Origin of the sequence: Streptomyces sp. NPDC052042 (genome assembly GCF_044548345.1) — a bacterium.
Classification (GTDB): Bacteria; Actinomycetota; Actinomycetes; order Streptomycetales; family Streptomycetaceae; genus Streptomyces.
This window is the reverse complement of sequence record NZ_JBIUBU010000013.1, coordinates 1-13,545: the sequence shown is the minus strand read 5'-3', so window position 1 is coordinate 13,545 and position 13,545 is coordinate 1. Positions and strand designations below refer to the sequence as shown.

Below are 13,545 nucleotides of genomic sequence, written 5' to 3'. Positions count from 1 at the left end.
CGGGTCGGTCCACGACCACTTCCCCGAGAGGCCTTCCCACCATCCAGTCACTTCTTACCAGCAGAGGTTGTATTGTGCCGGAACTCCACCACGTCGCCGTCCTGCATCACGTAGTCCTTGCCCTCCATGCGGGCCTTGCCCTTGGCGCGGGCCTCGGCGACCGAGCCGGTTTCGATCAGGTCCTCGAAGGAGATGATCTCCGCCTTGATGAAGCCCTTCTGGAAGTCGGTGTGGATCACACCGGCCGCCTCGGGGGCGGTGGCGCCCTTCTTGATCGTCCAGGCGCGGGCCTCCTTGGGGCCGGCCGTCAGGTAGGTCTGGAGGCCCAGGGTGTCGAAGCCGACGCGGCTGAGGGTGGCGAGGCCGGGCTCGTCCTGGCCCATGGACTGGAGGAGCTCCAGGGCCTCGTCGTCGTCGAGCTCGATCAGCTCGGACTCGATCTTGGCATTGAGGAAGATCGCCTCGGCGGGGGCGACCAGGGCCCGCTGCTCGTTCTTGAAGTCCTCGTCGACCAGTTCGTCCTCGTCGACGTTGAAGACGTAGAGGAACGGCTTGGTGGTGAGGAGATGCAGCTCGTGGAGGAGCTTGCCCTTCTCGGTGCCCGCGGAGATGCCCGCGGCGAACAGGGTCTGGCCGGACTCCAGGATCTTCTGGGCCTCCTCGACCGCGGCGAGGACCGCGACCTTGTCCTTCTGGAGGCGGGCCTCCTTCGTGAGGCGCGGGATGGCCTTCTCGACGGACTGGAGGTCGGCGAGGATCAGCTCGGTGTTGATCGTGTCGATGTCGTCCTTCGGCGAGACCTTGCCGTCGACATGGACGACGTTCTCGTCCTTGAAGGCGCGGATGACCTGGCAGATCGCATCCGACTCACGGATGTTCGCGAGGAACTTGTTGCCCAGGCCCTCGCCTTCCGAAGCGCCCCGGACGATGCCGGCGATGTCGACGAAGTCGACCGTCGCGGGCAGCAGCCGCTGGGAGCCGAAGATCTCCGCCAGCTGGTGCAGACGCGGGTCGGGGACGCCGACGACCCCGACGTTGGGCTCGATCGTGGCGAACGGGTAGTTGGCCGCCAGCACGTCGTTCTTGGTCAGGGCGTTGAACAGGGTCGACTTGCCGACATTCGGCAGACCGACGATTCCGATCGTGAGCGACACGTTGGCGACTTCCTGAAGGGGTGGAGGGCGAAAGTGAGCTCGACCCGGGTGGGCCGATTCTCCAGTTTACGGGCGAGGGCGAGCAGCCGACCGGGCAACCGGCTCCGACGGGCCGGGTCCCGGGGGCCAGGGGCCAACGGGCCAAGAGCCAGGGCCCCGGAACCCTGGGGCTATGCACCCGCGGTACCCGGCGATCGGGGGCCGCGGCCGACAGGGCGAGGGCCGGGGCCAGGGGACGGCGGACGGCGCACGGGGGGCGGGGCTGGGCAGGCCCCGGGCTCAGCCGGCACGAGAGAAGAAGCCCGACGGGCGCGGTCCCGGAGGCGGACGCGCGCCGAAGCCCGACGGGCGCGGGCGGGCCCGGAAGCCGACGAGCACGGGCAGGCCCGGAGCCCGACGGGCAGGCCCGGAGCCCGACAGGCAGGCCCGGAGCCCGACAGGCAGGCCCGGAGCCCGACAGGCAGGCCCGGAGCCCGACAGGCGCGGGCGGGCCCGGAAGGCCGAGGAGCGCGGACGGGCCGGGTTTCGGCCGGGAAACCGCAGGTCCGGCCCGGGGAGTGGTTCGGGTTCCGTTGGGGAGCGGTCCGGTTCCCGTTCGGCCGTGTGGCATCGAACTCACCCCCGACGTCACCCAAAGGGCGTGTCCCGCACCCGCTTCCCACCGCCCGGCGACCTACGTTGTCACGGTGGAGCAGCAAAGAGCACGTCCCCCGCAGCGCGGGCAGTCCCAGCAGGCCCCGCTGTCCCCGCAGGGCACCATCGACGAAGCGGCCACCGTCTACCGGGTGATGGACGCGAAGCCGGGTGGCCGGTCCCGACCGGTACCGCCCGTCGTTCTCGCGCTCCGCAGGCTGCCCAATCCCCGGCTGACCGGCATCGGCGCGGGGCTGTTCGCCGCCGCCGTCATGTTCGTCCTGGCCTGTCTCGACTCGCTGCTGCTCGACGGTTCGGCGTTCGTGTTCGGGATGCTGTTCCTGCCGGTCAGTGCTCTGACCGCGCTGTGGGTGCGGCCCGCCGACCTGGTGACGGCGCCGATCATCGTCCCGATCGCGTTCGCCATCGGGGTCATCCCGATCTCCGGCGGTGACGGCGGTTTCGCCGGGCAGATCATGGCGGTCGTCACCGCCCTCGCCGTGCACGCGGGCTGGCTGTACGGCGGCACGCTCATCGCCGGGCTCATCGCGACCGTCCGGAAGGTGCGGCTGATGCGGCAGCGCCGACGACAGCGCCGGGGGCCGTCCGCCGCGCAGGCGCCCCGGAACCCACGAGAAGCGCGCCGCCCCCGGCACTGACCCGGGACGCGGTGACTCGGGAAGCGCCGCCCCGGGACGCGGTGGCTCGGCCGTGCACACGGCTGCACGCGCGGGGCGCGTACCGCCCCCGTGCGCGCATGGACGCCTCTGGCCTGCGCGTACGCATGAGCACGCGCCGCACACGTCCGCCGACCGGTCGGCCGATGGCCGACGGTCGGTTCTAGGCCCCGTCCGAAGCCCCGTTCGACGCCGTCGCCCCGTCCGATGCCGCCATCGCCGCGCCCACGATGCCCGCGTTGTTCTGCAGCTCCGCCGGAACCATCTCGGCCCGGACGTGCTCGATCAGCGGCAGGAACTTGTCGGCCTTGCGGCTGACTCCGCCGCCGATGATGAAGAGCTCGGGCGAGAACAGCATCTCCACGTGCATCAGGTACTTCTGCACCCTGCGCGCCCAGTGGTTCCAGCCGAGGTCCTCGTCCTCCTTGGCCTTGGTGGAGGCGTGCTTCTCCGCGTCGCGGCCGTCCAGCTCCAGATGGCCCAGCTCGGTGTTGGGGACGAGCCTGCCGTCGTTGAACAGGGCGCTGCCGATCCCCGTGCCGAAAGTCAGCATGATCACGGTCCCCTTGCGGCCCCGTCCCGCGCCGAACGCCATCTCCGCGATGCCCGCGGCGTCGGCGTCGTTCAGGAGGGTGACCGGAAGGCCGAGCCGGTCGCTCAGGAGCCTGCGGGCCTCCGCGTCGATCCAGCTCTTGTCGACGTTGGCCGCGGTACGGGTGCACCCGTCGGTGACGACCCCGGGGAAGGTGATGCCCACCGGGCCCGACCAGTCGAAGTGCCCGACCACCTCGGCCACGTGGTCGGCCACGTCGCTGGGCGTGGCCGGGTGCGGGGTGAGTACTTTGTAGCGCTCCTGTGCCAGGTCTCCGCGCTCCAGGTCAACGGGCGCGCCCTTGATCCCGGATCCGCCGATGTCCACGCCGAAGATCCTCATGCAATCAACGGTACGGGCAGGCAGCCCGGCCCACTTCCCGGAGCGCGGAGCCGCCGTTCGGCAATCGGCGGCTCCCGCCGCCCCGGCTGCTCCCGGGGCGGCCGACCGCTCCCGGGGTTCGGCTGCTGCGCGCGGGCGCGCGCCGGTTCCGGGGCGCGCATCCGGGCGTTCCGTACAGCGCGCACCGGGACTCGGCCACGTCAGCCGTCGAGCGTGGGCACGCACCGCCGCCCTGCCGTTCCGGCGGCCCGGCCGGTGCTCCTTCGCCGTTCCGGCGGCTCCGCCGGTGCTACTTCCCCTCGACCAGCGCGGCGGCCTCGGCACGCAGATCGCGGCGCAGTTCCTTGGGCAGGGAGAACGTGATGGACTCCTCGGCCGCCTTCACGATCTCCACGTCCTCGAAGCCGCGCTGCGTCAGCCACTCCAGGACTCCGTCGACCAGCACCTCGGGAACGGACGCGCCCGAGGTGACGCCGACCGTGGAGACGCCGTCCAGCCACGCCTCGTCGATCTCGTCGGCGAAGTCGACCAGATGGGCGTCGCCGGCACCGGCGCCAAGGGCGACCTCGACCAGGCGGACCGAGTTGGAGGAGTTCTTGGAGCCGACGACGATCACGAGGTCGGCGTCCGCGCCCATCTGCTTCACCGCGGTCTGCCGGTTCTGCGTGGCGTAGCAGATGTCGTCGCTGGGCGGCGAGACCAGGAGCGGGAACTTCTCCTTGAGCGCACCGACCGTCTCCATCGTCTCGTCGACGGAGAGCGTGGTCTGGGAGAGCCAGACGACCTTCGACGGGTCGCGCACCTCGACGTTCGCGACGTCCTCGGGGCCGTCGACCAGCGTGATGTGGTCAGGGGCCTCGCCGGAGGTGCCGATGACCTCCTCGTGGCCCTCGTGGCCGATCAGGAGGATGTCGAAGTCCTGCTGCGCGAAGCGGACGGCTTCCTTGTGGACCTTGGTGACCAGCGGGCAGGTCGCGTCGATCGTGGCGAGCTTCCGCTCGGCCGCCTCCTGGTGCACGGTGGGCGCGACGCCGTGCGCGGAGAACATCACGATCGAGCCCTCGGGGACCTCCGCCGTCTCCTCGACGAAGATCGCGCCCTTCTTCTCCAGGGTCTGCACGACGTACTTGTTGTGGACGATCTCGTGGCGTACGTAGACCGGGGAGCCGTACTGCTCCAGGGCCTTCTCCACGGCGATCACGGCACGGTCCACGCCGGCGCAGTAGCCACGGGGAGCGGCGAGCAGGACGCGGCGGGGTGTCGGGGCAGTCATGCGCCCATCGTAAGGCCGCACCGGACGCGTGGAAGATCGGTGGGGTCGCCGGACCGGGGCGTACGCGATCCGGTCCGTACACGATCCGGCGCGTACACGATCCGATCGTGCTGAACGCGCTCGTGCCCTCGATGTCGCGGTGGGTGCGGACGGCGCTCGCGGTCGTCGTGACCACGCTGCTCGATCCGTGGGGCGTACGGGCTGCCGCTCGGGTCGGTTCGCGGCGACCGTGAGCACCCAGGTGGTGGGGGTGTGCTGGCTGGGGGTGAGGCTGGTGGTCCCGGCGGTGCGGTGGGGGCGGCGCCCGGCCTGACGGCGCGAGGCGCCCGGTCGGCTGGGCCGGGACGGGGAGCGGGACCGACGCGGGCGGTTCGCGGGCGGCCGGTTGTCGGTGCGGGCGGATACGCTCACCCGCATGGCTCTCCAAACGTCCGCGGAAGCTCCGCTGCCCGTCGGTGAGGTGTCACGGCTCATCGGTGGGTGGATCGACCGGCTCGGGGCGGTCTGGGTCGAGGGGCAGATCACGCAGCTCTCGCGACGGCCCGGCGCCGGCGTGGTCTTCCTGACGCTGCGCGACCCCTCGCGGGACGTCTCGGTGGGTGTGACGTGCTTCCGGCAGGTCTTCGACCGGATCGCGGACGTGGTGACGGAGGGGGCGCGGGTCGTCGTCCTCGCGAAGCCCGAGTGGTACGCGCCCCGCGGGCAGCTCTCGCTACGGGCCACGGAGATACGGCCGGTCGGCGTCGGCGAACTGCTGGTCCGGCTCGAACAGCTGAGGAAGTCGCTGGCCTCGGAGGGACTCTTCGCGCTCGATCGGAAGAAGCCGCTGCCATTCCTGCCCCAGCTGATCGGACTGGTCTGCGGACGGGCCTCGGCGGCCGAGCGCGATGTGCTGGAGAACGCCCGGCGGCGCTGGCCCGCGGTGCGGTTCGAGGTGCGCAACACGGCGGTGCAGGGTGTGAACGCGGTCAATCAGGTGGTCCAGGCGGTGAAGGAGCTGGACGACCTCCCGGGTGTCGACGTGATCATCGTGGCGCGGGGCGGCGGCAGCGTGGAGGACCTGCTGCCGTTCTCGGACGAGCAGCTGATCCGTACGGTCGCCGCGTGCCGTACGCCGGTGGTGTCCGCGATCGGCCACGAGCCGGACTCCCCGCTGCTCGACCTGGTCGCGGATCTGCGCGCCTCGACACCGACGGACGCGGCGAAGAAGGTCGTGCCCGATGTGGGCGAGGAGCTGGACCGGGTGCGGCAGCTGCGGGACCGGGCGCTGCGGTGTGTCCGGGGGCTGCTGGAACGGGAGGAGCGGGGGCTGGCGTACGCGCTGGCCCGGCCGTCGATGGAGCACCCGCAGCGGATGGTGGACGAACGGGCGTCGGAGATCGACGCCCTGGTCGGGCGGAGCCGACGGGTGCTGGGCCATCTGCTGGACCGGGCGGACTCGGAGCTCGCCCACACCCGGGCGCGCGTGGTCGCACTGTCGCCCGCGGCGACCCTGGAGCGCGGATACGCGGTGCTGCAACGGGCGGACGGCCATGTGGTGCGCACGCCCGAGGACGCTGGACCGGCGGGCGATGTGCTCCGAGCACGGGTGTCGGGGGGCGAGTTCGCGGTACGGGTCGCCGAATGAGACCCGGCCCGGCCGCGCCCGCGTCGGCCGGGCCGCGACAGGGCCGCGCCGCGGAATGCGACAGAGGCCCGCGCGGGCGACGGGGCCGTGGCGTGGCGCGACGGCGGCGCGGCGCCCCGGCGGACGGCCAGCCTCCTGATCGGGACGACGGACGGCGATGACGGACGGCCGCCCCCTCGATCGCGACGACGGACATCGGATGACGGACAACGAGGACAAGGGCCCCTGGCGGGCCGGAACGTAGGGTGGGGCACATGACGGACGACGGGACCGCGACGACCGGTGCCACGAGCACGCTCGGATACGAGCAGGCTCGTGACGAGCTGATCGAGGTGGTACGGCGCCTGGAGGCGGGCGGTACGACGCTGGAGGAGTCCCTCGCTCTCTGGGAGCGGGGTGAGGAGCTGGCGAAGGTGTGCCGGCACTGGCTGGAGGGCGCCCGCGCACGGCTGGACGCGGCCCTGGCCGGGCCGGCCGAGGCTCGGGACGGCGGCGAGCCGGCGGGGGACGACGGCTGAGCCGCCGCTCTCACTCCGGCGGCCGGGACGGTGACCGGGACGCCGGTGCCTGCTGAAGGGCCGGGCTCCCGGTGCCTGACGAGGCACCGGGCCCCTTCCCCTGCTTTCCCGCCTCGGACCCACCCGGACTTCCCGCCCCCCTGGGAGCCGTGCCAGGGGTACGGGACGTGTACGTCGACCCTCGCGCTGACGTGCACATTGACCCGCGCGGTGTGGAACCAATCACCCCACCGCACTTTAGTTGAAAGTTAATACACCTCTCCCTTACGGTGGTCTCCGTTGCCCGATCCACGCACAGACCCCGGAAGGTAATACCGCACGATGTCCCTCGTTCTTGACCCCACCGCCCAGGACCTCCTCTTCCGTGAGGCCCGCACGGCCAACACCTTCACCGACGAGCCGGTCTCCGACGAGCAGGTCCAGGCGATCTACGACCTGGTCAAGTACGGCCCCACCGCGTTCAACCAGTCGCCGCTGCGCGTCGTCCTGGTCCGCTCCGACGACGCCCGCGCGCGCCTCGTGCAGCACATGCTCAAGGGCAACCAGCCGAAGACCTCCACCGCCCCGCTGGTCGCGATCCTGGCCACCGACAACGAGTTCCACGAGGAGCTCCCGGCCCTGCTGCCGCACTTCCCGCAGGCGAAGGACGCGTTCTTCTCCGAGCGCCCGGTGCGTGAGTCGTCCGCCACGCTCAACGGCGCGCTGCAGGCCGCGTACTTCATCATCGGCGTCCGCGCCGCCGGCCTGGCCGCCGGCCCGATGACCGGCTTCGACGCCGCGGGCATCGAGAAGGAGTTCCTGGACGGGGACCACAAGGTGCTGATGGTCGTCAACATCGGCAAGCCGGGCGAGGACGCCTGGTTCCCGCGCCTGCCGCGCCTCTCCTACGACGAGGTCGTCACGACCGTCTGATCGCACCTCGCGACATGGAGAAGGCCCCGGAACCAGCCTCACCGCCGGTCCGGGGCCTCCTCCCATGCGTGTCGCCGTTCGGCCTCCCACAGCCACCGCACGCGCCGCGGGCGTATCGCGCGCACGCCCCGACCCGAGCGGCGTACGCGTATGCGCATCCGGTACGACGCGCATGACGCGTATGGCGCATGGGACACGCACGACCCCAGGGGAGGGGACGCACGGGAGGTGTGCGACCGCTCGACGCGTCAGGAGCCCTTGAGCGCGGCGGCCATCTCCGCCAGCCGCTCCGTCGAGGCGGAGCCGGTGACCACCGTGGTCGTGTCCTTGTCCTGGCGCACGAGGGCGTCGTACTTGTCACCCTTCCAGTGCTGCCACGCCTCACCGGCGACCTGCTGCGTGCGCCCGGTGTCCTTGGCGTCCTGGCTCACCTCGGTCACGTACTTGTCCACCGGGGACGACGTGGACTGCTCCACGGCGACGTACTTGCCGTCCGGGTCGAGGAAGCCCAGGTGCCAGCTGCTCCCCTTCTCGTGGTCGTAGCTGACCGAGGTCGGCTTCCAGTCCTTGGCGAGTCCGTCCGGGGCCGCCACCGGGTACGGCGCGGCGTGCCGCGCCGTCAGGAGTTCCACCCGGTAGTCGATCGCCGGGACCGGGTTGGCGTTCCCACCGTGCGGAATGAAGATGTAAGCGAACCCTGCGGCGCCGGTGGCCACCGCCATCGACAGGAACATGCCCCGCACTGTCTGCTTGCCTCGTTTGCTAGCCACGGGCCCATGGTCGCATCAGAGGCGATCGTTACACCGCTCGGGTCAACCGCTCAAAAGTGACCCGGCCTGCTCATTTTGTCGACCTGACGATAGAGTCAATGCACCCTCTTCCGGTCGTCGCCGTACAGAAAGGTGCGCTCCGATGTCCGAGCATCATCTGCCGTCTCAGCTTGAGGTCTCCCCGGAGGCCCCCGACCGCAACCTCGCCCTGGAACTGGTCCGGGTCACCGAGGCCGCCGCCATGGCGGCGGGGCGCTGGGTCGGCCGCGGAGACAAGATCGGCGCCGACGGAGCCGCCGTGAAGGCCATGCGGACCCTCGTCTCCACCGTGTCGATGAACGGCGTCGTCGTCATCGGCGAGGGCGAGAAGGACGAAGCCCCCATGCTGTTCAACGGCGAGCACGTCGGTGACGGCACGGGCCCCGAGGTCGACATCGCGGTGGACCCGATCGACGGCACGACCCTCAACGCCAAGGGCATGCCGAACGCGATCGCCGTGCTGGCCGCCGCCGACCGCGGCGCCATGTTCGACCCGTCCGCCGTCTTCTACATGGACAAGCTGGTCACGGGGCCCGAGGCGGCCGATTTCGTCGACATCGACGCGCCCGTCTCGGTGAACATCCGCCGTGTCGCGAAGGCGAAGAACTCCACCCCCGAGGACGTCACCGTCGTCGTCCTCGACCGCCCGCGCCACGATGGCATCGTGAAGGAGATCCGGGAGACCGGCGCCCGGATCAAGTTCATCTCCGACGGCGACGTCGCGGGCTCGATCATGGCAGCCCGCGAGGGGACCGGCGTGGACCTGCTGATGGGCATCGGCGGTACGCCGGAGGGCATCATCTCGGCGTGCGCCATAAAGTGCCTCGGCGGCATCATCCAGGGCAAGCTCTGGCCGAAGGACGAGGCCGAGCGGCAGCGCGCGCTGGACGCCGGGCACGACCTGGACCGGGTGCTGTCCACCGACGACCTGGTCAGCGGCGACAACGTGTTCTTCGTTGCGACCGGGATCACAGACGGCGAACTGATGCGCGGTGTGCGGTACCGCGCGGAGACCGCGACCACCGAATCGATCGTCATGCGGTCCAAGTCCGGCACCATCCGGAAGATCGACTCGACGCACCGGCTCTCGAAGCTGCGCGCCTACAGCGCGATCGACTTCGACCGCGCGAAGTAGCTTCCCCTCCCCCGCGGACCCGGTCCCGTCCCCGCGGACCCCATGGCTCCGCCCCGGCGGACGTGCACCCGCCGCCCTGCCGTGCGCCCGCCCCGGTGGTCCCGGCCCCATGGCCCCGCGCGGGCGAGTCCGACCCGACGGGCGGTCGGCGGACCGCCCCGACGGATCCTCCCGGTGGATCGCACGCGGCCCGCCCCGACGGGCTCGCCGTACGGCCCCGGCCCGGTGAATTCTGTCCCCGTCGCCAGGTGTGCGCGCCCCGCCCCTCGTGGGGCGGGGCCGGCCGCGCCCGTGGACCCGCCCGGACCCATTCCCGAGTGCCGGGAACGTACGCGAAGAGGCGCCCCGTGTGTGCGGTGGGGCGCCTCTTCGCGTTCAGCGTTCATCCGGGGGCATCGCACGGACCCGATCGCCGGTGGTCCGCCACGCGGGCGGGGCTCGCCCCGGTGCGCCCCCGGGTGGGGCCTCTGCCGACCGCCCGGTGGTGCGTTCTCCGAACCGTCCGCCGCCGTCAGCCGCCGTCAGCCGGCCGCGGCGATGTGGCTCGCGGCTCCGGCGGGAGCCGCCGACGCCTGCAATTCCATCTCGCGCCGCCGGCGCCGGGCGAGCACCACACGGCGTTCGGCGGCGGTGAGGCCACCCCACACGCCGTACGGCTCCGGCTGGATCAACGCGTGTTCCTGGCACTCGACCATCACCGGGCAGCGCGCGCAGACCCGCTTCGCGGCCTCCTCCCGCGCAAGTCTGGCGGCGGTCGGCTCCTTCGACGGAGCGAAGAACAGCCCGGCCTCGTCCCGACGGCATACCGCCTCCGAGTGCCAGGGGCCAGCCTGGTCCTCCCGGGCGGGGACGCGCTGGGAAGGAACGGCGGCGGCCTGCACGGGCTGATGCGGCAGTTGCAGCACGGTCTACTCCTGACGACGGCTTCGGAGCGAGAAGACGATGCAGCAGTCCCTACCCGCTGTACGTGCGCCTATGCACTGAGTGGCCCCGGTTCCGGGGCGCGCAATGGCGGCCAGTCAGGAATATGGCTGATTCTCGAAGGGGATTTCGGGGTGTTCCGGAGCCGATTCGGAGGCGGACGGCGGGGGCCCGGGAGGACTTCACGGGAAATTCGCAAGCACTCTCCCGCGGGCCCACGCAGCTCCTCTCAGCCCAGGTGCTTACGCAGCCGCTTCTGGAGGTCCGCGATGAACTTCCCGCGCTTGGGCTTGGCGTCGACGCTGCCGAACACCGAATATCCGTTGATGACGACCACGGGCGCCTCGGGGTCCGGGGATTCGAGCGTGGAGACCTCGAAGCTACCGAAGACGCCGGTTCCGCCACCCCGCAGGGAGATGTTCTCCGGGACCCGGATATCGACGCTGCCGAAGATGGAGGTCGCGTTGATCACCGTGAGCCTCTGACCGAAAAGCGCCTCCGTCAGATCGATCTCCACACTGCCGAAAAAGGCGAAGGCGTTCGTGCGGTTGCCGACCCGCCAGCGCCCCCGGCGGGTGGAACTGCTGAAGACCGCCACCAGGCTCTCCACCGGACCGGTCGGGCTCCCCTCGTCCGGGATACCGGCTGCTGCGGCCGGGCGGGCGCCGCCGGGGGCGGGCAGGTCCCGCACCAGCGGTTCGAGCTCACCGACGGTCTTCGCGCGGTAGACCGCGTCGACCCGCTCGGAGTGTTCCTCGGCGGTGAGCCGGCCCTCGGCCATGGCCTCACGCAGGATGTCCGCGATCCGGTCGCGGTCGGCGTCGGAGGCACGGATACCGGCCGGCTCGGCCGGAGCTACGGGCTTCTGGGGATGCTTTTCGAGGTCCACCGCCCCAGGGTACCGAAACGCGATAGATCGCGACTACCCCCTGCACCGCCCCCGCCGTGTCGCGTCCGCACACGCCCCGCTCCCTCCCCGGCCCACGGGCGGGCGTCCGGACTGAGCCTTACCTCACAGCCCCGGCGTCCGCGCGGGGTCCTACCCTGGGGGATGCGCTGCCCGAGGGAGGCCAGCCGCCGTCTGCCGAGTGAGGAATGGCCGTAATGCCAGAGTTTGCGTACTCCGATCTGCTCCCCCTGGGTGAGGACACCACGCCGTATCGTCTGGTGACCTCCGAGGGTGTCTCCACCTTCGAGGCCGATGGCCGTACCTTCCTCAAGGTCTCCGCGGAGGCGCTGCGCACGCTGGCCGCGGAGGCCATGCACGACATCTCGCACTACCTGCGCCCCGCCCACCTCGCGCAGCTGCGACGGATCGTGGACGACCCCGAGGCGTCGTCCAACGACAAGTTCGTCGCGCTCGACCTGCTGAAGAACGCGAACATCGCCGCCGCGGGCGTCCTGCCGATGTGTCAGGACACCGGCACCGCGATCGTCATGGGCAAGCGCGGACAGAACGTGCTCACCGAGGGCGGTGACGAGGAAGCCCTGTCGCGCGGGGTCTTCGACGCCTACACCAAGCTCAACCTCCGCTATTCGCAGATGGCTCCGCTCACCATGTGGGAGGAGAAGAACACCGGCTCGAACCTGCCGGCACAGATCGAGCTGTACGCCACGGACGGCGACGCGTACAAGTTCCTCTTCATGGCGAAGGGCGGCGGCTCGGCCAACAAGTCGTTCCTGTTCCAGGAGACGAAGGCCGTGCTGAACGAGGCCTCCATGATGAAGTTCCTGGAGGAGAAGATCCGTTCGCTGGGCACCGCCGCCTGTCCGCCGTACCACCTGGCAATTGTCGTCGGCGGCACCTCGGCCGAGTTCGCGCTGAAGACCGCGAAGTACGCCTCCGCGCACTACCTGGACGAGCTGCCCACCGAGGGCTCCGCCACCGGCCACGGTTTCCGGGACAAGGAGCTGGAGGAGAAAGTCTTCGAGCTGACGCAGAGGATCGGCATCGGCGCCCAGTTCGGCGGCAAGTACTTCTGCCACGACGTGCGCGTCGTGCGCCTGCCCCGGCACGGTGCCTCGCTGCCGGTCGCGATCGCCGTCTCCTGCTCGGCCGACCGCCAGGCCGTCGCGAAGATCACCGCCGAGGGCGTCTTCCTGGAGCAGCTGGAGAAGGACCCGGCGCGGTTCCTGCCGGACACCACCGACGAGCACCTGGACGAGTCCGGGGACGTCGTGAAGATCGACCTCAACCGGCCGATGGACGAGATCCTGGCCGAGCTGACCAAGTACCCGGTCAAGACCCGACTCTCGCTGACCGGTCCGCTGGTCGTGGCCCGCGACATCGCGCACGCGAAGATCAAGGAGCGGCTGGACGCGGGCGAGGAGATGCCGCAGTACCTGAAGGACCACCCGGTCTACTACGCGGGCCCGGCGAAGACGCCCGAGGGATACGCCTCCGGCTCCTTCGGCCCGACGACGGCCGGCCGCATGGACAGCTATGTCGCGCAGTTCCAGGCGGCGGGCGGCTCCAAGGTGATGCTCGCCAAGGGCAACCGCTCCAAGCAGGTCACCGACGCCTGCGAGGCACACGGCGGCTTCTACCTCGGCTCGATCGGAGGCCCGGCGGCGCGCCTGGCGCAGGACTGCATCAAGAAGGTCGAGGTCGTCGAGTACGAGGAGCTCGGCATGGAAGCGGTGTGGAAGATCGAGGTCGAGGACTTCCCCGCGTTCATCGTCGTCGACGACAAGGGCAACGACTTCTTCACCGAGCCCGCCGCCGCGCCGACGTTCACCAGCATTCCGGTGCGGGGCCCGGGTCTCGCCTGACCCATCACCGGCTCCAGACGGAGCACACACCCGGCCGCGGAGGAGTACGCCCCCGCGTGCGCACGTGACGCCGCCACCCCGGGCGCCGCGTGCGCCCTCTCCCTTCCGTCGTACACACTCGCTTTCTCTCCCACCGCACGCGGCCGCCTCTTCTTCCGTCGTACGCACTCACGTTCGGGC

General features: G+C 70.9%; 13 protein-coding genes. 7 read left to right on the top strand and 6 right to left on the bottom strand.

All coding sequences use genetic code 11. From position 1 onward, the window contains the following. Positions 1 to 47 precede the first annotated feature (47 nt). Positions 48 to 1,154: a redox-regulated ATPase YchF gene (ychF, locus tag ACIHCL_RS21470; protein WP_399863990.1), complete on the bottom strand. Its 1,107-nt coding sequence runs from the start codon at positions 1,152 to 1,154 to the stop codon at positions 48 to 50. A gap of 686 nt (positions 1,155 to 1,840) precedes the next feature. Between ychF and ACIHCL_RS21465 the strand changes: the two genes are divergently transcribed. Then, positions 1,841 to 2,446 carry a DUF6542 domain-containing protein gene (locus ACIHCL_RS21465; RefSeq protein WP_399863988.1) on the top strand — a complete coding sequence of 202 codons (606 nt, stop codon included), beginning with the start codon at positions 1,841 to 1,843 and terminating at the stop codon, positions 2,444 to 2,446. A 181-nt stretch (positions 2,447 to 2,627) separates the two neighbouring features. On the opposite strand, the gene ppgK is transcribed toward ACIHCL_RS21465, so the two are convergent. Both ppgK and ACIHCL_RS21455 read right to left on the bottom strand, forming a co-directional pair. Next, complete coding sequence (gene ppgK, locus ACIHCL_RS21460; protein WP_399863987.1) at positions 2,628 to 3,398, bottom strand: polyphosphate--glucose phosphotransferase; 771 nt, start codon at positions 3,396 to 3,398, stop codon at positions 2,628 to 2,630. A 289-nt stretch (positions 3,399 to 3,687) separates the two neighbouring features. Further along, positions 3,688 to 4,671 (bottom strand): 4-hydroxy-3-methylbut-2-enyl diphosphate reductase, encoded by a 984-nt coding sequence (locus ACIHCL_RS21455; protein ID WP_399863986.1) that lies wholly within the window; start codon positions 4,669 to 4,671, stop codon positions 3,688 to 3,690. 107 nt (positions 4,672 to 4,778) lie between these two features. On the opposite strand from ACIHCL_RS21455, the gene ACIHCL_RS21450 reads away from it, so the two are divergent. The 4 genes from ACIHCL_RS21450 (at position 4,779) to ACIHCL_RS21435 (ending at position 7,728) form a co-directional block, all read left to right on the top strand. Further along, positions 4,779 to 4,904 carry a hypothetical protein gene (locus tag ACIHCL_RS21450; RefSeq protein ID WP_399864219.1) on the top strand — a complete coding sequence of 42 codons (126 nt, stop codon included), beginning with the start codon at positions 4,779 to 4,781 and terminating at the stop codon, positions 4,902 to 4,904. A 182-nt stretch (positions 4,905 to 5,086) separates the two neighbouring features. Next, a complete protein-coding gene (xseA, locus tag ACIHCL_RS21445) occupies positions 5,087 to 6,298 on the top strand; it encodes an exodeoxyribonuclease VII large subunit (RefSeq protein ID WP_399863984.1) in 1,212 nt (403 codons plus the stop codon). A 254-nt stretch (positions 6,299 to 6,552) separates the two neighbouring features. Beyond that, a complete protein-coding gene (locus tag ACIHCL_RS21440; protein WP_399863982.1) occupies positions 6,553 to 6,816 on the top strand; it encodes an exodeoxyribonuclease VII small subunit in 264 nt (87 codons plus the stop codon). A 321-nt stretch (positions 6,817 to 7,137) separates the two neighbouring features. Then, entirely contained in the window at positions 7,138 to 7,728 is a 591-nt protein-coding gene (locus ACIHCL_RS21435) for a malonic semialdehyde reductase (RefSeq protein ID WP_399863981.1), read from the top strand. Between the two features lie 248 nt (positions 7,729 to 7,976). Here the strand turns inward: ACIHCL_RS21435 and ACIHCL_RS21430 are convergent, their stop codons facing one another. Then, positions 7,977 to 8,498 carry a DUF4245 domain-containing protein gene (locus ACIHCL_RS21430; RefSeq protein WP_399863980.1) on the bottom strand — a complete coding sequence of 174 codons (522 nt, stop codon included), beginning with the start codon at positions 8,496 to 8,498 and terminating at the stop codon, positions 7,977 to 7,979. Positions 8,499 to 8,640: 142 nt separating this feature from the next. On the opposite strand from ACIHCL_RS21430, the gene glpX reads away from it, so the two are divergent. Then, complete coding sequence (glpX, locus tag ACIHCL_RS21425) at positions 8,641 to 9,672, top strand: class II fructose-bisphosphatase (RefSeq protein ID WP_399863979.1); 1,032 nt, start codon at positions 8,641 to 8,643, stop codon at positions 9,670 to 9,672. 521 nt (positions 9,673 to 10,193) lie between these two features. Here the strand turns inward: glpX and ACIHCL_RS21420 are convergent. Next, the gene (locus ACIHCL_RS21420) at positions 10,194 to 10,577 is read right to left on the bottom strand and encodes a WhiB family transcriptional regulator (protein ID WP_399863977.1); all 384 of its coding nucleotides are present in this window, start codon (positions 10,575 to 10,577) and stop codon (positions 10,194 to 10,196) included. A gap of 245 nt (positions 10,578 to 10,822) precedes the next feature. Then, complete coding sequence (locus ACIHCL_RS21415) at positions 10,823 to 11,482, bottom strand: DUF1707 domain-containing protein (RefSeq protein WP_399863976.1); 660 nt, start codon at positions 11,480 to 11,482, stop codon at positions 10,823 to 10,825. A 206-nt stretch (positions 11,483 to 11,688) separates the two neighbouring features. Here ACIHCL_RS21415 and ACIHCL_RS21410 point away from each other — a divergent pair, with 206 nt between their 5' ends. Next, complete coding sequence (locus tag ACIHCL_RS21410) at positions 11,689 to 13,365, top strand: fumarate hydratase (RefSeq protein WP_399863975.1); 1,677 nt, start codon at positions 11,689 to 11,691, stop codon at positions 13,363 to 13,365. Positions 13,366 to 13,545 lie beyond the last annotated feature (180 nt).

Excerpts from the sequence above, each read along its gene's own strand:
- ppgK (WP_399863987.1), bottom strand. The coding sequence starts at position 3,398 with ATGAGGATCTTCGGCGTGGACATCGGCGGATCCGGGATCAAGGGCGCG.
- ACIHCL_RS21455 (WP_399863986.1), bottom strand. The coding sequence starts at position 4,671 with ATGACTGCCCCGACACCCCGCCGCGTCCTGCTCGCCGCTCCCCGTGGC.
- xseA (WP_399863984.1), top strand. The coding sequence starts at position 5,087 with ATGGCTCTCCAAACGTCCGCGGAAGCTCCGCTGCCCGTCGGTGAGGTG.
- ACIHCL_RS21440 (WP_399863982.1), top strand. The coding sequence starts at position 6,553 with ATGACGGACGACGGGACCGCGACGACCGGTGCCACGAGCACGCTCGGA.
- ACIHCL_RS21435 (WP_399863981.1), top strand. The coding sequence starts at position 7,138 with ATGTCCCTCGTTCTTGACCCCACCGCCCAGGACCTCCTCTTCCGTGAG.
- glpX (WP_399863979.1), top strand. The coding sequence starts at position 8,641 with ATGTCCGAGCATCATCTGCCGTCTCAGCTTGAGGTCTCCCCGGAGGCC.
- ACIHCL_RS21410 (WP_399863975.1), top strand. The coding sequence starts at position 11,689 with ATGGCCGTAATGCCAGAGTTTGCGTACTCCGATCTGCTCCCCCTGGGT.